This is a genomic window from Mycobacterium sp. SP-6446 (assembly GCF_001954045.1).
In the GTDB taxonomy this organism is placed as follows: Bacteria; Actinomycetota; Actinomycetes; order Mycobacteriales; family Mycobacteriaceae; genus Mycobacterium.
Window position 1 is genome coordinate 1 of record NZ_MBEM01000251.1, and the last position, 17426, is coordinate 17426.

At 68.0% G+C, this 17426-nt stretch carries 15 protein-coding genes and 1 pseudogene; 3 read left to right on the forward strand and 13 right to left on the reverse strand.

Annotation, left to right across the window (positions count from 1 at the left end):
• Positions 1-1369, forward strand: a 1369-nt coding sequence (gene cydD / locus A5736_RS22270; protein ID WP_076248606.1) for a thiol reductant ABC exporter subunit CydD, incomplete at its 5' end; no start/stop codon positions are given.
• Positions 1356-3053, forward strand: a complete 1698-nt coding sequence (gene cydC / locus A5736_RS22275) for a thiol reductant ABC exporter subunit CydC (RefSeq protein ID WP_076248608.1) — start codon at positions 1356-1358, stop codon at positions 3051-3053. The genes cydD and cydC, both read left to right, overlap by 14 nt.
• On the opposite strand, the gene A5736_RS22280 is transcribed toward cydC, so the two are convergent.
• From A5736_RS22280 to A5736_RS22330, 11 genes and pseudogenes are all read right to left on the reverse strand, one after another.
• The gene (locus A5736_RS22280) at positions 2991-4388 is read right to left on the reverse strand and encodes a bifunctional lysylphosphatidylglycerol flippase/synthetase MprF (RefSeq protein WP_076248609.1); all 1398 of its coding nucleotides are present in this window, start codon (positions 4386-4388) and stop codon (positions 2991-2993) included. The two genes, cydC and A5736_RS22280, sit on opposite strands and share 63 nt — an antisense overlap.
• A gap of 145 nt (positions 4389-4533) precedes the next feature.
• The gene (locus A5736_RS22285) at positions 4534-5409 is read right to left on the reverse strand and encodes an acyl-CoA thioesterase II (protein ID WP_076248611.1); all 876 of its coding nucleotides are present in this window, start codon (positions 5407-5409) and stop codon (positions 4534-4536) included.
• A gap of 22 nt (positions 5410-5431) precedes the next feature.
• A complete protein-coding gene (gene pyk / locus A5736_RS22290) occupies positions 5432-6850 on the reverse strand; it encodes a pyruvate kinase (protein ID WP_076122906.1) in 1419 nt (472 codons plus the stop codon).
• A 58-nt stretch (positions 6851-6908) separates the two neighbouring features.
• A complete protein-coding gene (locus A5736_RS22295) occupies positions 6909-7331 on the reverse strand; it encodes a DUF2752 domain-containing protein (protein WP_076248613.1) in 423 nt (140 codons plus the stop codon).
• Complete coding sequence (locus A5736_RS22300; RefSeq protein ID WP_076122908.1) at positions 7321-7773, reverse strand: TM2 domain-containing protein; 453 nt, start codon at positions 7771-7773, stop codon at positions 7321-7323. The genes A5736_RS22295 and A5736_RS22300 overlap by 11 nt, the downstream gene beginning before the upstream one ends.
• A 326-nt stretch (positions 7774-8099) precedes the next feature.
• Positions 8100-9590: pseudogene (locus tag A5736_RS22305) on the reverse strand (prolipoprotein diacylglyceryl transferase); the annotation flags it as partial.
• Positions 9587-10399, reverse strand: a complete 813-nt coding sequence (gene trpA / locus A5736_RS22310; protein ID WP_076248616.1) for a tryptophan synthase subunit alpha — start codon at positions 10397-10399, stop codon at positions 9587-9589. The pseudogene A5736_RS22305 and the gene trpA, both read right to left, overlap by 4 nt.
• Complete coding sequence (gene trpB, locus A5736_RS22315) at positions 10396-11661, reverse strand: tryptophan synthase subunit beta (RefSeq protein WP_076122911.1); 1266 nt, start codon at positions 11659-11661, stop codon at positions 10396-10398. Before trpB ends, trpA begins: the two co-directional genes overlap by 4 nt.
• A gap of 58 nt (positions 11662-11719) precedes the next feature.
• The gene (trpC, locus tag A5736_RS22320; RefSeq protein ID WP_076061861.1) at positions 11720-12538 is read right to left on the reverse strand and encodes an indole-3-glycerol phosphate synthase TrpC; all 819 of its coding nucleotides are present in this window, start codon (positions 12536-12538) and stop codon (positions 11720-11722) included.
• Between the two features lie 90 nt (positions 12539-12628).
• Positions 12629-13297 carry a TIGR02234 family membrane protein gene (locus A5736_RS22325; protein ID WP_076248618.1) on the reverse strand — a complete coding sequence of 223 codons (669 nt, stop codon included), beginning with the start codon at positions 13295-13297 and terminating at the stop codon, positions 12629-12631.
• Entirely contained in the window at positions 13290-14840 is a 1551-nt protein-coding gene (locus A5736_RS22330) for an anthranilate synthase component I (protein WP_076248620.1), read from the reverse strand. The genes A5736_RS22325 and A5736_RS22330 overlap by 8 nt, the downstream gene beginning before the upstream one ends.
• 108 nt (positions 14841-14948) lie before the next feature.
• Between A5736_RS22330 and A5736_RS22335 the strand changes: the two genes are divergently transcribed.
• Complete coding sequence (locus A5736_RS22335) at positions 14949-15413, forward strand: peroxiredoxin (protein ID WP_076122914.1); 465 nt, start codon at positions 14949-14951, stop codon at positions 15411-15413.
• Positions 15414-15442: 29 nt separating this feature from the next.
• Here A5736_RS22335 and A5736_RS22340 read toward each other — a convergent pair whose 3' ends face one another.
• Both A5736_RS22340 and A5736_RS22345 read right to left on the reverse strand, forming a co-directional pair.
• The gene (locus A5736_RS22340) at positions 15443-16537 is read right to left on the reverse strand and encodes a calcium:proton antiporter (protein WP_076122915.1); all 1095 of its coding nucleotides are present in this window, start codon (positions 16535-16537) and stop codon (positions 15443-15445) included.
• Between the two features lie 60 nt (positions 16538-16597).
• Positions 16598-17422 carry an SAM-dependent methyltransferase gene (locus A5736_RS22345; protein WP_076248622.1) on the reverse strand — a complete coding sequence of 275 codons (825 nt, stop codon included), beginning with the start codon at positions 17420-17422 and terminating at the stop codon, positions 16598-16600.
• Between the last annotated feature and the right edge of the window lie 4 nt (positions 17423-17426).

The window sequence follows — 17426 nt, forward strand, 5'->3', positions numbered from 1 at the left end:
CGGGCAGGTGCTCGCGGCGGTGACCGCCCGGCAACCCAACGAACTCGCCGCGCAGCGCGACGCCGCGGCGGTCGTGGTCACCCGTGGACTCGACGGCCTGCGTCCCTACTTCGCCGGGTACCTGCCGACGTTGTTGCTCGCCGCGATCCTGACGCCGGCGACCGTGGCCGTGATCGCGGTCTACGACCTGAAGTCGACGGTGATCGTGGTGATCACCCTGCCGCTGATCCCGGTTTTCATGGTGCTGATCGGGCTGGCGACGGCCGAGCGATCGGCGGCAGCGTTGGGCGCGATGACCACCCTGCAAGCGCGATTGCTGGATCTGATCGCCGGTATCCCAACGCTGCGGGCGCTCGGCCGCGCGTCGGGTCCCGAGCACCGGATCGCCGAACTCGCTGCCGCGCATCGACGCTCGGCGATGGCGACGCTGCGGATTGCGTTTCTGTCGGCGCTGGTGCTCGAATTGCTGGCCACCTTGGGTGTGGCACTGATCGCGGTCGGCATCGGTCTTCGCCTGGTGTTCGGCGAAATGACCTTGGCCACCGGTCTGACCGTGCTGCTGCTGGCCCCCGATGTCTACTGGCCGCTGCGCCGCATCGGGGTGGAATTCCATGCCGCTCAAGACGGTAGGGCCGCCGCCGACAGGGCATTCGCTCTCATCGGCGAGCCCACCAGGGAGCTGACGCGAACCCGGACCGTCGCCGCGCGGGGGGCCGAGATCCGGCTCGAGAACCTCAGCGTGGCCGGCCGAGACGGGAATTCGCCGTGCGGGCTCACCGCGGTGATCGAACCCGGCCACGTCACCGTGCTGACCGGACGAAATGGCGCGGGCAAGAGCACCACCCTGCAGGCGATCGCCGGACTCACCATCGGTTCGTCGGGCCGGATCACGGTGGCCGGCGTGGATGTCGCAGACCTCGATTACGCCGCGTGGTGGCCGCAGTTGTCCTGGCTACCGCAACGCCCGGTGCTGGTGCCGGGCAGCGTGCGCGACAACCTCACGCTGCTGGGCGGTGTGGAAGATCTTGAAAAGGCCTGCGCCGCTTCCGGATTTGACGCAGTCCTGGCCGAGCTGCCCGACGGCATGGACACCGTGCTCGGGCGCGACGGCGTCGGGCTGTCCCTGGGGCAGCGGCAACGTCTGGCCCTTGCGCGGGCGCTCGGATCGCCGGCCCCGGTGCTACTGCTCGATGAGCCCACCGCGCACTTGGACGCCCACACCGAGGGCCGGGTGCTGCGCGCCATCGTCGAGCGCGCCCGCGCCGGGTCGACCGTCGTGGTCGTCGGCCACCGCGGGCCCGTCGTCGCAATCGGTGACCGGGTAGTCGACGTGGAGTCGGACGATCGGGTGCGTTATGCGCCGGTCTGACCCGCTCGTCGCGGCCTGGAGTCTGCTGCGCCCGCGCCTGCCGCGCATCCTGGCGGCCATCGCGCTGGGCGTGCTGTCGCTGGGCAGCGCGCTGGCGCTGGCCGGGATTTCGGCATGGCTGATCACGCGGGCATGGCAGATGCCCCCGGTGCTGGACCTGTCCGTCGCGGTCGTGTTGGTGCGCGCGTTCGCGATTTCGCGGGGGGTGCTGCACTACTGCGAGCGACTGGCCACCCACGACACCGCGCTGCGCGCGGCCGGCACCGCCCGGGCGCAGATCTATCACCGGCTCGCCCACGGACCGGCTTCGGCCGCGGTTCGGATGCGCAGCGGTGAGTTGGTGGCACGGGTGGGCGCCGATGTCGACGAACTGGCCGACGTCCTGGTTCGTGCGCTCGTCCCGATCGGTGTCGCGGCGGTGCTGGCCCTGGCGGCGACCGCGACCGTCGCGGCGATATCGCTACCGGCCGCCGTGGTGCTGGCGGTCTGCTTGCTGATCGCCGGTGTCGTGGCGCCGCGGCTGGCCGGGAGGGCCGCCGCGACGCAGGAAGAGTTTGCGCGCCAACATCATTCGGAGCGTGACACGTCGGCCATGCTCGCCCTCGAACACGCGCCCGAGCTTCGCGTCGCCGGCGTGCTACCCGATGTCATCGCGGAATCGCAATGGCGCCAGCGCGCTTGGGGCGCCGCACTCGATGCCGCCGCACGGCCGGCCGCCATCGCCGAGGCAGTGCCCACCGCCGCCATCGGGGTCAGCGTGCTCGGCGCGGTGGCGGCCGGGATCGGGATGGCGCACGCGGTCGCACCCACGACGCTGGCCGTGCTGATGTTGTTGCCCCTGTCCGCGTTCGAGGCGATGACTCCCCTCCCGGCCGCCGCGGTCCAGTTGACGCGGTCGCGCATCGCCGCGTGTCGCTTGCTCGACCTCGCCCCCGCCGACAGCCACGCCGAGCCCATGCAGCCGCAACCGGCTGGCGCCGGGTGCTTGTCCGCCGATGTCGTTTCCGGTCACGGGGATTCGGCGCGGTCAACCACGGCGCGGCTAGACCTGCCGCCGGGCGCGCGGCTGGCGGTCACCGGCGCCAGCGGTTCGGGAAAGACGACGCTGCTGATGACACTCGCCGGGCTGATGCCCCCACTGGACGGGCGGGTACTGCTGGACGGAACCGATCTCGACCAGCTCGACGAAGCCGAGTTACACCGCACCGTCACGTTTTTCGCCGAGGACGCGCACATCTTCGCCACCACCGTCCGCGACAACCTGCTGGTGGTCCGTGGCGACTGCCATGACGACGAACTGGTGGCCGCGCTGGACTCGGTCGGGCTCGGCGGCTGGGTTGCCACCCTGCCCGACGGCCTGTCGACGGTGTTGACCGGTGGCGCACAGGCGATCTCGGCGGGCCAGCGCAGGCGGCTGCTGCTGGCCCGGGCGACGCTCTCACCCGCCCGGATCGTGCTGCTCGACGAGCCCACCGAGCACCTCGACGCGATCGACGCCGAACGGGTGCTGCGCGAGCTGCTGACCCACGGCGCAGCGTTAATCCCCAGCGACAGAACGGTCGTGGTGGCCACTCACCACTTGCCGGAAGGGCTTGATTGTCCCGAACTACGCGTCGAGCACTCAGCGATGGCGTCGCCGCGGCATGAACTCCAGCGTGAGCAGCACGAACACCAGCGGAACTAACTGCGTCACCGATATCAGCGCGTAGCGCCGGGCATCCAACGCGTGGAACTTGCGCACGTACCGGTACAACGACTCGAGCGCGATCAACGGGTCCAGCACGTGGATCAGCCGGTAGAAAATGCGCTGCAGCCGCCCACGATTCTTGTCGTCGAAAATCTCCGGGAACGCCGCGAACGACAGCGATACCCGCTGCGCCCCAGCCTCTTTGCCGGCCATGATCATGTCGACGCTGAGACGTTCGTCGATCCCGTTGGGCGCGCCGCGGCGCCGCCACGGCACGTCGAGGCTGATGTCGCTGCCGCCGCCCGCGGTCGCGTAGCGGTGAAAGCCCTGTACCTTCCCGGTGGCATCCCGGGCGAGGATCAGCCGTATGCCGGGGAACCGGCCCTCCAGCACGCCGTCGAGGTTCATGTAGAAGCCGCGGTCGGTATGGGCGCCGCTGGGTGACGCGTGCACCACGTCGGTCAGTTCGGCCAGCAGCCGGTCGTCGAGTGCCTGCTCGGCGACGATCTCGGTGGTGATGCCGGCGTTGTGCGTGCGCTTGACCGCCTGACGCAGGTTGCGGAACTTGCGGCCCACCATGTCGAAGCGGGAGACGTTGACGACGACATCGCGGCCGATCGGGACCGCGCGCAGCGATTGTCCGAGCACCCTCGCGTCGATCCACAGCTCGAGACGCCGGTCGCTGCAGCCCACTACCGCGATGCGCCAGCCGTGCATCCGACACATCGCGGCGAAGTCGGCGACCAATTCGGGGAAACGCGCCGCGTCACCGATCGGGTCGCCCCCGACCACCGCGAACCCCATCCGCGTCCGGTACGCCAGCGCCGCGGTTCCGTCGGCGCTGAAGTGGTAGCTCTTGCCCGTCTGCATGGCGAACGGTGCCAGTGGGTCGTCGCTGGTGGCATCGATCAGGGCCCACGCCCGGGGCAGATCTTCGGGTCGCGGATGCGATGAAGTCGGCCACATCAGCACCAGTCCGGAGCTGGCGATCAGCACGTCACCGAGCAGATCGAAGGACAGCACGTGCGAACCGAAGCCCGCCAACACAAACAGGGCGGCCGCGGCCGCATGCATGGTCGTGACCGGGCGGCCCAGGAAGATCCCACGTGCAATGAACATCACAGCGGCCAGCACCGTCAGCGACCATCCCAGCCGACCGGCGTAGTGCCACTCCGGGTTGTGGTGGTGCCGGGCGAGGATCGCGATCAGCCAGCAGGCGGCGCTGAACAATGCCAAGGCTCCGAAACAGCGCGCGGCGAGCGAATCGACGTGAACGACAACGCGTTCGCGCGCGCGCAACCTTGGTAGGACTTCGACCGGCGGTCCGTTCACATCTCACCTCCCGATGCGCTGACCTTCAGCTGGGCGGCTCGCTTGCCGCATGTCCCATCGAATACCCGGCTTGTAAAAACTTACGCCTGATCACGGCTGTTTTCACCCGTAATCGGACGCATGTCCGATAGGTATCCTGTGCTGTCTATCGGCGCCGGGGCGGAAAGTATTTCAGCACGCCTTCCTGGGCCACCGTGGCCACGAGCTGGCCGGAGCGATCGAAGAAGTGTCCGGTGCCCAGCCCGCGCGAGTCCGCGGCGACCGGCGAGGACGTCGAATACAACACCCAGTCGTTGATGTCGACCTGCCGGTGAATCCACACGGAGTGGTTGGCGGAGGCCGCAAAGATACGGTCGAAGCCCCACGACAGCCCGTGGGTGGTGATGACCGAGTCCAGCACGGTGGTATCGGAGGAGTACACCATCGTCGCCGTGTGCAGCACGGGATCGTCGGGCATCGTCCCCAGCGCCTTGACCCAGACCCGGTTGTAGGCAAGGCGGTCGCCCTTGTCCCGCATCACCCACGCCGGGTCGTTGGTGTAGCGCCATTCGATCGGCTGCAAGGCGTTGACGAAGTGCGGGACGGTCTCCTCGTAGCCCTGCAGCAGCTCGCGGAGCGGCGGCTGGGTGTGGGGCTCCGGCACCGGCGGCGGTTCGACGGCGTGCTCGAGGCCCGGGCCGCCGGCCATGTACGAGATCATCGCGGTGGACAGCAGCGTGCCGTCCTGTACCGCGTCGACGCGCCGGTTGGCGAAGCGCCGCTCGTCACGTAGCGGCACGACGTGGAATTCGATGTCCTTGGCGGTGTCGCCGCCGTTGATGAAGTGCACCGAAAGTGCGCTGGGCGGCAGGTCGTCCCGGATCAGCGTGCGGCTGCTCGCGACGAACGATTGCGCCATGAGCTGGCCGCCGAAGGTCCGCAACGGGTTCTTGCTGGGATGTGAACCGACGAACACTTCATCGGATACGCGGTTGAGGTCGAGTACCGCCAGCAGCTCCTCGAAATCGTTGCCAGCCGGCACAGGCCTGCCCGCCCCCTGTCGATTAGACGTCGTCCTCCCCGATCCGGTGCACGTGGATCAGGTTGGTCGAGCCTACTGTGCCCGGCGGCGCGCCCGCGACGATGACCACCAGGTCGCCGCGCTTGTAGCGGCCGAGTTCCAGAAGAGACTTGTCGACCTGACGGATCATGCCGTCGGTCGAGGTCATCATCGGGACGATGAACGTCTCGGTTCCCCACGTCATGGCGAGCTGGCTGCGCACCTCGGGCCATGCGGTGAACGCGAGCAGGGGCAGCGGCGTGTGCAGGCGCGCCAGTCGCTTCACCGTGTCACCCGACTGGGTGAACGCGACCAGCGCCTTGGCGTCGAGCCGCTCGCCGATGTCGCGGGCGGCGTAGGAAATCACTCCGCGCTTGGTGCGCGGCACATGCGTCAACGGCGGAGCGGCCGTCGAATTCTCCTCGACCGCGCATACGATCCGCGACATCGTCCGCACGGCCGCCAGCGGATACTTGCCCACCGCGGTTTCGCCGGAGAGCATCAGCGCGTCGGCGCCGTCGAGCACCGCGTTGGCGACGTCGGAGGCCTCGGCCCGGGTGGGTCGCGAGTTCTCGATCATGGAGTCGAGCATCTGAGTCGCCACGATGACGGGTTTTGCGTTCTCCCTTGCGATCTGGATGGCCCGCTTCTGCACCAGCGGAACCTCTTCCAGGGGGAGCTCGACGCCCAGGTCGCCACGGGCCACCATGATGGCGTCGAAGGCCAGCACGATGGCTTCGAGATTGTCGACGGCTTCGGGCTTTTCGAGTTTGGCGATAACCGGCACCCGGCGGCCGATCCGATCCATGATCTCGTGGACCAGCTCGACATCGGACGGCGAGCGCACGAAGGACAGCGCGACGAGGTCGACGCCGAGGTTCAGTGCGAAGGTGAGATCCTCGATGTCCTTCTCGGACAAGGCGGGGGCGGACACGTTCATGCCGGGTAGCGACATGCCCTTGTTGTTGCTCACCGGGCCGCCTTCGACGACGGTGCAGACCACGTCGTCGCCGTCGATCGCCTCGACCACCAGCCCGACCTTGCCGTCGTCGATCAGGATCCGGTCACCGACGACGGCGTCCTTGGCCAATTTCTTGTAGGCCGTCGACACCCGGTCGTGGCTGCCTTCGCAGTCGGCGACGGTGATCCGGACAGTTTCACCGTCGGCCCAGTAGGTCGGCCCGGTGGCGAAGCGCCCGAGCCGGATCTTGGGGCCCTGCAAGTCGGCCAGCACGCCCACCGCGCGGCCGGTCGCGTCCGAGGCGTTGCGCACCCGCTCGTAGGCGGCTTTGTGGTCGGCGTAGTCGCCGTGGCTGAAGTTCATTCGGGCGACGTCCATTCCGGCCTCGACCAGCGCCAGGATCAACTCGTCCGATTCGGTCGCAGGGCCAAGGGTGCAGACGATCTTCCCGCGTCTACTCACGGCGACCCAGCATAGTCGTGCTCTTCGTTATCGGGATGACCCGACGGTGGCGGCACGGTTACCCGCTGAGAATCGTCGGGACCAGTGGAAATCCGGGCAGGTTGCGGGTCACCGTCCACACCGCCGCCGCGACGACGACGGTCACCACCGCGGGCACCGAGAGCCAAGGCCGCCCCTGACGCCGGCGCAGCACGATCCAACCGGCCAGCGCCGGGATACCGACCAGCAGGAAGAGGTTGTCGTTGATGGTGGCGACGAGGTCACCGTGCAGCAGGTCGTGCGTCATCCGGAGCCCGCCGCAAAACGGGCAATTCCAGCCGGTGAGCCACTTGAACGGGCACTGCGGATACAGCGAGTGGGTGTTGTGCGGGTCGACGAAGCCCACGTAGCCGAGTGCGCCGGCAAGCAGCGCGCCACTCCCGGCGGCGGCATACAGGCGACGACGGCGGCTCAGGGTCTGGGAAGTGGGATTAGGTTCCATCGCGCAGCGGGCGGCCCTGTGGGTCGGGGACCTTGTCGGTCAATATCAAGATGGCGTCGACGATGCTCCAAATCAGCCCGACCCCGCAGGTGAGCCATCCCACGAGCAGCTGGGCGACGCCCACGCCGACGTCTCCGATGTAGAAGCGGCCGATCCCTCCGACGCCGACCAAACTGAGCAGCTGTAGGAGGCCCGCGGTGGTCTTCGACTTGTCCGAGAACGGTTGTCCGGTCACCGGATGGCGGCCGAAGGGCGCGGTCGGGTCGTAATACGGGCTGGGCGCGGGATATTGCGGATAGGGCGGCGGATACCCGGGCCCGGGCGGAGGCGGCTGTTGCGCCGCCGGGTCGGACCCAGCGTCGTGCCACGGCTGATCAGTCACGTCTTCAGCATGCCCCACTGGTCCGCCGAACGTCGACTGGTCGGGCGGAAATCCGCACATCTCGCGCAGCGACTCGACGCTGGACGAGGTCGGGTCTGTTAGCGGTCCCTACGGTTGCGCAGTCGAAAGCGCAGGCGCCGCCGCGTGGAGCCAGACTCGGCTTTCGCTGCGGCGCCGGCGTCTGCCGGTGCCTGCGATGCGGGTTCCCCCGGCTCTCCTCGATCCTCTGCTACCGGCTCCGCCGACTCCGACTCTGCCTGCGGCTCTTCGGATTTGGGCTCCTCGGCTTCGGCGTCTTCGGCTTCGGGCTCCTCGGCTTCGGTCTCGACCTCGTCGATCTCGGTTTCGGTTTCCGCCTCGGCCTCTTCGGTCTCCGCCTCGGGCTCCTCGGCTTCAGGCTCTTCGGCTTCGGGCTCCTCGGCTTCAGGCTCTTCGGCTTCGGGCTCCTCGGCTTCAAGCTCTTCGGCTTCGGGCTCCTCGGCTTCAAGTTCTTCGGCTTCGGGCTCCTCGGCTTCGGCTTCGGCGTCCTCGGTCACGACGGCTTCCGCCTCCGCGTCGTCGGGCTCCGCGCGTTCCGCTTCCGCTACGGCCGCCTCGGCCTCCGCGACTTCGGGTTCGGCGCTTTCGGATTCGTCGGCCACGGCCTCCGGCTCTTCGGCCTCCGCAGGCTCCGGCTCGGCCTCCTTCTCGGCCTCCTCCTCGACTTCAGACTCTTCGACCTCGGCCTCCGATTCTTCGTCCCCAGCCTCGTCGCCTTCGGCAGCGGCCTGGGTCTTGACCGTTTCCGGCTCCGCGACTTCAGCTTCGACGGCTTCAGTTTCGACGGCTTCAGTTTCGACGGCTTCGTCTTCGCGGTCTTTGGACTCGGCGGCTTTGGACTCGGTGGCTTTCTCGAGTTCAGTCGTTTCCGCATCCGCCGCCGCACCGCTCGCCGCCCCGGATGCCGAAGCGACAGCGGCGAGCTCGTCCGCGGGCTCGGGCTCGGCTTCGGGCAACTCCTCGTCGACGTACTCGGTGCCGCGCAGGCTCGCGGGATCCTCCCGGCCCTTCGGCGCCAGCACGAGGTAAACCACCGCCCCGATGAACACGAAGGTCGATGTGAACGAATTGATTCGGATACCCGCGATGTGGGTGGCCGTGTCGTCGCGCAGCAGCTCCACACAGAATCGCCCGACGCAGTAGCCCGCCACGTAGATCGCGAACAACCGCCCATGGCCCAAGCTGAATCGCCGGTCCAGATAGATCAGTGCGACGAATACCAGGACATTCCAAATCAATTCGTACAGAAAGGTCGGCTGCACGACCAGCGCCAGCTGCCCGGTCGACACACCGTCGAGCGAATGCGGGTCGATGTATCCCGCGGGATCGCGACGGTAGAAGATCTCCAGGCCCCACGGCAGCGTGGTTTCCCGGCCGTAGAGCTCCTGGTTGAAGTAATTCCCAAGCCGACCGATGGCCTGCGCCAAGATGATTCCGGGAGCAACGGCGTCGGCGAAGGCCGGCAGCGGAATTCCGCGGCGCCGGCATGCGATCCACGCGCCGACCGCGCCGAGGGCGACGGCGCCCCAGATGCCCAAGCCGCCGTCCCAGATTCGCAGGGCCGCGGCGGGCCCGGCTCCGCCCGGCCCGAAATAGGTCCGCCAATCGGTGGCCAGGTGATAGAGCCTGCCGCCGATCAATCCGAAAGGCACCGCCCACAGGGCGATGTCGTAGATCACCCCGCGCTGGCCACCGCGAGCCACCCAACGCCGGTCACCGATCACCAGCGCGACGACGATGCCCGCGATGATGAAGAGCGCGTAGGCGCGGATTGGTAACGGCCCCAAATGCCAGACGCCCTGCGACGGGCTGGGGAAATAGGTTGGCAACATCGTCATGACGCGGACTCCCCCTGTCGCACACCCTCGGCGAGTTCCTCGGTCAGGGCGCGCAGCTTCGGCAATCCGTCGCCCAGCGCCGACACCAACGCGGAACCGACAATCACACCGTCGGCGTAACTTCCGATCTGCGCGGCCTGCTCGCGCGAACGCACCCCCAGACCCACGCCGACGGGTATGTCCGACACCGCCCGAACCCTGCTCACCAATTCGGGTGCGGCCTGCGACACCGCGTCGCGGGCCCCGGTCACGCCCATTGTCGATGCCGCGTAAACGAATCCACGCGAGGCTTCGATGGTGGTCACCAACCGCTGAGGCGTCGACGAGGGCGCGACGAGGAATATGCGATCCAACCGATGCGCTTCGGACGCCGCGATCCACTGCCCGGCCTCGTCGGGAATGAGGTCGGGGGTGATCAGGCCATGCCCACCGGCCGACGCCAGGTCACGCGCGAATGCGTCAATCCCATAGCGCAGCACCGGGTTCCAATAGGTCATCACCACAGCGCGTCCACCGGCCGAAGTGATCGCCTCGACCGCGGCGAGAGTATCGCGCACCCGCACACCCCCGTGCAATGCGGCCTCGGTGGCCCTGGCGATGGTGGGACCGTCCATCCCGGGATCCGAATACGGCACCCCGACTTCGATGAGATCGCAACCGGATTCGACGAGCGCGGTCATCGCCTGCAGAGAAGTCGGCACGTCCGGGTACCCGGTGGGCAGGTATCCGATCAGCGCCGCCCGGTTGTCCTTCCGGCAAGACTCAAACAGCGGCCCAAGCCTGCTTGCTTCGCTTTGTTCCACGGTCATTGCGCGCCCGCATCGCCCAGCAAACCGAACCACTTGGCGGCCACCTCGACGTCCTTGTCGCCGCGACCCGACAGGTTCACCACGATGATCGCGCCCCGCCCCAGCTCCTTGCCCAGCTTGACCGCACCGGCGACCGCGTGCGCGGATTCGATGGCCGGGATGATGCCCTCGGTATGGCACAGCAGCCGAAAGGCGTCCATCGCTTCGGAATCGGTGATGGGCTGGTATTCGGCGCGTCCGGTTTCCCTGAGCCACGCGTGTTCGGGACCCACCCCCGGATAATCCAGACCCGCTGAGATCGAATGGGATTCGATGGTCTGGCCGTCCTCGTCTTGCAGCAGGTAGGAAAACGATCCCTGAAACGCGCCCGGGGACCCCCCGGTGAATGTCGCTGCGTGCCTGCCGGTCTCGACGCCGTCGCCCGCCGCCTCATAGCCGACCAGGCGCACGCCGGGATCGTCGAGAAACGCGTGGAAGATACCGATGGCGTTCGATCCTCCACCGACGCAGGCCACGACCGCGTCGGGCAATCGGCCGGCCTGAGCCTGGATCTGCGCGCGAGTCTCCAACCCGATGACTCGCTGAAAATCACGAACCATGGTCGGGAAGGGATGCGGGCCTGCGGCGGTGCCGAAGCAGTAGTAGGTGTTGTCGGCGTTGGTAACCCAATCACGGAACGCCTCGTTGATGGCGTCCTTGAGGGTTTGGGAACCGGTGTCGACCGAGACCACCTCTGCCCCCAGCATTCGCATCCGCGCGACGTTGAGCGCCTGACGTGCCGTGTCGATGGCGCCCATGTAGACCACACAATCAAGGCCGAGCAAGGCGCACGCGGTGGCGGTGGCCACGCCGTGCTGACCGGCGCCGGTCTCGGCGATCACCCGGGTCTTGCCCATTCGCTTGGCCAGCAGGGCTTGACCGAGCACGTTGTTGATCTTGTGAGAACCGGTGTGGTTCAGGTCTTCTCGCTTGAGGAAGACGCGCGCCGAACCCGCGTGCTCGCTAAACCGGGTGGCCTCATACAGGGGTGACGGCCGCCCGGCATAGTTCGCCTGCAGCTCGTCGAGGGTGTCCAGGAAGTCCGGGTTGACGCGTTCCTTTTCGTAGGCGGCGGTGACCTCTTCGATGACCGCCATCAGCGCCTCGGCAACGTACCGGCCGCCGTACACGCCGAAATGACCACCCGAGTCGGGGTCGTGGCGGGTGGGTTCTGCGATGGCCGCGCTCGGAAGCGGAAGCTCCGGGCGGGTGAGATCTGCCATCACCAATACTCAACGCGGGGGCGGCTCATCGGGTTCAACGTTTCGTGCTCGTCAACGCCTAGCGAGCCGGTTTCGGACAGGACGGATGGGTTCCCGCGGTGACCAAGTCGGCAACCGCGGCGCGCGGGTCGCCGCTTTTGACCAGACCCTCACCGACCAAGACCGCGTCGGCGCCCGCACCGGCATACGCCAAAAGATCTCCGGTACCACGCACACCCGACTCGGCGATCCGGATCACGTTGCTGGGCAACCCCGGAGCGATCCGCGCGAAGCAATCCCGGTCCACCTCCAGCGTCGCGAGATCGCGCGCATTGACGCCGATCACGTTGGCGCCGGCCTTCAATGCCCGGTCGGCTTCTTGTTCGGTGTGCACTTCGACGAGCGCTGTCATGCCAAGGGATTCGGTGCGGTCCAACATCGACACCAATGCGGACTGATCCAACGCGGCGACGATGAGCAACAACATGTCGGCGCCGTGCGCCCGCGCCTCATGGATCTGATATGGCTGCACCACAAAGTCTTTGCGCAATATCGGGATTGAAACCGCGGCCCGCACCGCGTCGAGGTCGTCGAGCGAGCCGTTGAAACGCCGTTCCTCGGTCAGCACGCTGATGATCCGGGCGCCGCCATCTTCGTAGGCACGGGCCAGTTTTGCCGGATCGGCAATGGTCGCCAGTGAACCCGCCGACGGACTGGCCCGCTTGACCTCGGCGATGACACCGATGCCGGGCTCGCGCAGCGCGGCCATCACGTCGAGCGGTGGCGGCGCGGCCGCGGCGGCCGCTTTGATTTCGGACAGGCTGATAAGCGCTTCGCGCGCGGCAACGTCGGCCCGGACTCCTTCGAGGATGGAGTCAAGCACTGTTGCCGGACTCATACCTGTCGTTTCCCTTCCCACGGTCACGCACGGTCTACAGCCGATTTCGACGACGTCAATGAAGGGTAGCGACCGTCGGCTTGCGGTCCGTCACCGACCCTCGGTGTCGGACTCGCGGGGCCGATCGGTCGGGTCGCGTCCCTCGTCGAGCGCGTCCCAGATCATCCGCTCCGACATCTCCGGCGTCTCCGGCTCCTCCAGCATCGCCGAGTCAGCGTCTCCGCGGAGCGCATTTGAGCGACGTGTCGCGGGCGATGCATATTTTGTTGCGCCCAAGCGGTCCGAACCCAACACCGAAGCCGAGCGCATCAGCAAAACCGCGGCGACCAGAGTGCACACCGCGGCCAGCACCGCGATCCCCGCCCCCCAGTAGCGCCGTTCGCTTCCCACCAGCGACACCAGCGAGACGTGCGCCAGATCGGCTCCGCGCACCGCCACGTCCGGGAGCACCCACAGGCTCACGCCCAGATATGCGACCGCCAGGCTCGCGGCCGCCAGCAGACCCGCCAGCACCCGCAGCGGCCAGCCGCGCACCGCCAGCGCCGCGACGGCCGTCGCCAGCATGAGCAGCGCCAACGGCAGCAGGGCGGTCGACCACGACGCGCCGGGCAGGCTCACCTCCTTCGGCTGGCCAAGCCCGTCGAACGACCGGATCACCACCCACGGCAGCCGCGACGCTACCCACAGCGCCACGGCCGCGATGACCAGCAGCAACTGGGCCACGCGAATCGTCAGCCGGGCCCGCCGGGCATCAGCCATTGCGGCCCGCCTCCGGCGCGGTCAGCGTCTCGGCGGCGGCGATCGCATTGAGCACCGCGCGCGCCTTGTTGGTCGCCTCCGTGTGCTCGTAGGGCCCGTTGGAGTCGGCCACTACCCCACCGCCCGCCTGGACATACGCGGTGCCGTCGCGCATCAACGCGGTGCGGATGGCGATCGCGAAGTCGGCATTGCCGGCGAAGTCGAGGTAGCCGACCACGCCGCCGTAGAGGCCGCGGCGGGTCTTCTCCACCTCTTCGATCAGCTCCATGGCCCGCACTTTCGGCGCGCCCGACAGCGTGCCGGCCGGGAAGCAGGCCGTCACCGCGTCCAGGGCGGTGTGGCCGTCGCCCAGCATCCCGGTCACGGTCGACACCAGGTGCATGACGTGGCTATAGCGTTCGATGTGGCTGTAGTCCTCGACCCGAACGGTGCCCGGCGCGCAGACCCGGCCGAGGTCGTTGCGGCCGAGGTCGACCAGCATCAGATGCTCGGCGCGTTCCTTGTCGTCGGCCAGCAGTTCCTTTTCCAGCAGCTGGTCCTCTTCGTCGTTCTGGCCGCGCCACCGGGTCCCGGCGATCGGGTGCGTTGTCGCCCGGCCCTCGGTGACGGTGACCAGCGCCTCCGGACTGGACCCGACAATCGAAAAGTCAGTCGCCCCTTCGCTATTCGGTACGTGCAGCAGATACATATACGGGCTGGGGTTGGTTGCGCGCAGCATGCGGTAGACGTCGATCGGGTCGACATCGGTGTCCATCTCGAAGCGCTGCGAGGGCACCACCTGGAACGCTTCGCCGGCCGCGATCTGCTCAACGAGGTAGTCGACGATCTTGCCGTATTCCTCGACGGTGCGCTGGGCCCGGTGGCGCGGCTCCGGCCGGCTGAAGGTGGCGACCGTCGACGGCAACGGCTGCCCCAGCGCCGCGGTCATCACATCCAGCCGCGCGACGGCATCGTCGTAGGCCTCATCGACGCGCTCGTCGGTGCCGTTCCAGTTCACGGCGTTGGCGATCAGCGTGATGGTGCCCTCGTGGTGATCGACCGCTGCCAGGTCGGTGGCCAGCAGCAGGAGCATGTCCGGGAGTTTGAGGTCATCGACGGCCAGCTCGGGCAGCCGTTCCAGGCGCCGCACCAGGTCATAGGCGAAAAAGCCGACCATGCCGCCGGACAGCGGCGGCAGCCCCGGCTTGATTTCGTGGGGGGAGGCCGTGGCCAGCAGCTCGAGGGTGGCCTGCAGGGCGTGCAGCGGGTCACCCCCGGTGGGTGCGTCCTGCGGGACCGTGCCCAGCCATACGGCCTCGCCGTCGCGCACCGTCAGCGCCGACGGCGATCCGGCGCCGATGAACGACCACCGCGACCAGGACCGGCCGTTCTCGGCGGATTCCAGCAGGAAGGTGCCGGGGCGATCGGCGGCGAGTTTGCGGTAGGCCGACAGCGGTGTCTCGGCGTCGGCCAGGACCTTGCGGGTCACGGGAACCACACGGTGCTCGGCCGCGAGCTGGCGAAAGTCCTCTCGGGAGGTGGCGTCGGCGAGGTGGGCGTGCACTGAACCATCCTCGCAGATACGCGGCTGAGCTCGGGGCCGCCCGACGACGATGCAGGCCGCGTAAGCCGCGTGAGGAGAAGTCGGGCAACTCGGGCGTAGCCTGACGCCATGAAAACTGGTGACACCGTGGCGGACTTCGAACTTCCCGATCAGACGGGCACGCCACGCAAGCTCAGCGCGCTGCTCTCCGATGGACCCGTGGTCCTGTTCTTTTACCCGGCGGCGATGACGCCCGGCTGCACCAAGGAGGCGTGTCACTTCCGCGACCTGGCGGCGGAGTTCGCCGCGGTGGGCGCCAACCGCGTCGGCATCAGCGTCGATCCCGTGCAGAAACAGGCCAAGTTCGCCGACTCGCAGAACTTCGATTACCCGCTGCTCTCGGACACCGAGGGCACTGTCGCCAGGCAATTCGGAGTCAAGCGCGGTCTGCTGGGCAAGTTGATCCCGGTCAAGCGAACGACCTTTGTCATCGACACCGATCGCACACTGCTCGACGTGATATCCAGCGAATTGAGCATGGAAACCCACGCCGACAAGGCGCTGGAGACGTTGCGGGCCCGGTCGTCGGCGTAACTCGGCGACATTGCCTGCGCCCCTTGGTTTTACGGGATGATCGCTAGAAACAGGTAAGCCGCGAACAGCACCAGATGCACCTCGCCCTGCAACCGAGTAGCTCGCCCGGGCACCACGGTCAGCATGCTGATCACCACGGTCAGTGCGAGCATCACCAGTTGGGTCGGAGCGAGGCCGAGCACCAGCGGTCCTTTCAGCCAGATCGACGCCAGCGCGATCACCGGGATGGTGAGCCCGATGCTGGCCATCGCCGACCCGTAGGCCAGGTTGAGGCTGGTCTGAATACGGCCCCGCCGCGCCGCACGCACCGCCGCGAGTGTCTCGGGCAACAGCACCAGCAACGCGATCACCACCCCGACGAACGTCTGGGGGAATCCCGCGGCCGTCACCAGACGCTCAACAGCCGGCGATTCCTGTTCGGCCAGGCCCACCACCGCCACCAGGGCGACGAGCAGCAGCAGGAGGCTGACCAGGGCCGACCGGGCGCTCGGCGGGTCGGCGTGGCTCTCGTCCTCCTCGAACAGCCGCTGCTGGCCCTTCTGCGCGACAGGCAGGAAAAAGTCGCGATGCCGGACGGTCTGGGTGAACACGAACAGCAGGTACACCAGCAGCGAGGCGACCGCGGCGAAGATGAGCTGGCCGGGCGAGAACTCCTTGCCCGGGTGGCTGATGGTGAACGCGGGCATCGCCAGGCTCAGCGTCGCCAGGGTGGTGACCGTGGCCAGCGCGGCCCCGCTGCCCTCGGCGTTGAACAACGTCACGCCGTACCGACGGGATCCCCACAACAACGACAACCCCGCGATGCCGTTGGTGGTGATCATGAACGCGGCGAACGCCGTATCGCGGGCCAGCGTGGCCGCGTCGTTACCGCCCGACGCCATCAGCTCGACGATGAGGGCCACCTCGATGACCGTCACCGCGCCCGCGAGCACCAAGGACCCGAACGGCTCGCCAACCCGAGCGGCGACGACCTCCGCGTGCTGGACCGCGGCCAGCACCGCACCGATCAACAGCACGGCCTGCAGCGCAATCAATATCGGCCCGAGGTGCTCGCCCCACGTTGCCGTCAACACGACGACGGCGACCACGGGCACTACCACCGTCCAGGACACGCGTTTCAACATCGCCCGCCATTGTCATCGAAGTCCGCCGCGGGCGCCCTCCGACACCGCGGGAATGCGACGTCAGGCCTTGGTCGCCGTCACAAAGTAGCCGCGCGGGACGCCGGGCACGTCCAGCGGTACGACGGGGTGCTCCCACCGATGCCACCTGCTACCGGGCTCGGCCACGTCGGTGACGACCGCCGTCCAGCCGCGGTCCTCGACGAGGGCGGCCGGCGTGTCGGTGCCGAATACCCACGGTGCGCCCAGTTGCCGCATGTACTGCAGCGTCGACTCGAGAAACGGCGCTTCCAGCAGCGTCCGGCCGACCACGTCGTACAGCAGCAGCGAAGCCGGGGCCGACAGCGCGTCGATGCGCGCGAACAGGGTGTCGACGGCCGACGCGTCGATGTATTGCAGCAGTCCCTCGACGAGCCAGGCCGTGCGCGCCGACGGGTCGAAGCCTTTCGAACGCAAGGCTTTTGGCCAGTCGTCGGCTAGATCGACGCCGACGGCAACCCGGTGGCAGCTGGGCGCCTCGCCGGCCAGTCGCTCCTCCTTCGTCGCGATGACGTGCGGCTGGTCCACTTCATAGACGGTGGTGGCCGGGCGCCACGGCAGGCGATATGCGCGGGCGTCCATCCCAGCGGCGAGGATCGCCACCTGCGAGAGCCCATCGCGCTGCGCGGCGGCGAGCGCCTCGTCGAAGAACCGGGTGCGGATGATGATCTCGGCGGAGGCCTGCCCGGTCGCTGCCACGGCGTCGGCGAGCAACTGCCGGCCGTCGTCGCCGGCCAGCCGTTCGGCGAACGGGTCGGTGAAAAGCCTGTCGTCGCGTGCGGTTTCCTCGGCGCGCATCGCCGCTGTGAGCAATCCGGTGGCCGCTACCGCGTGTTTGGTGTGGTCCATGCTC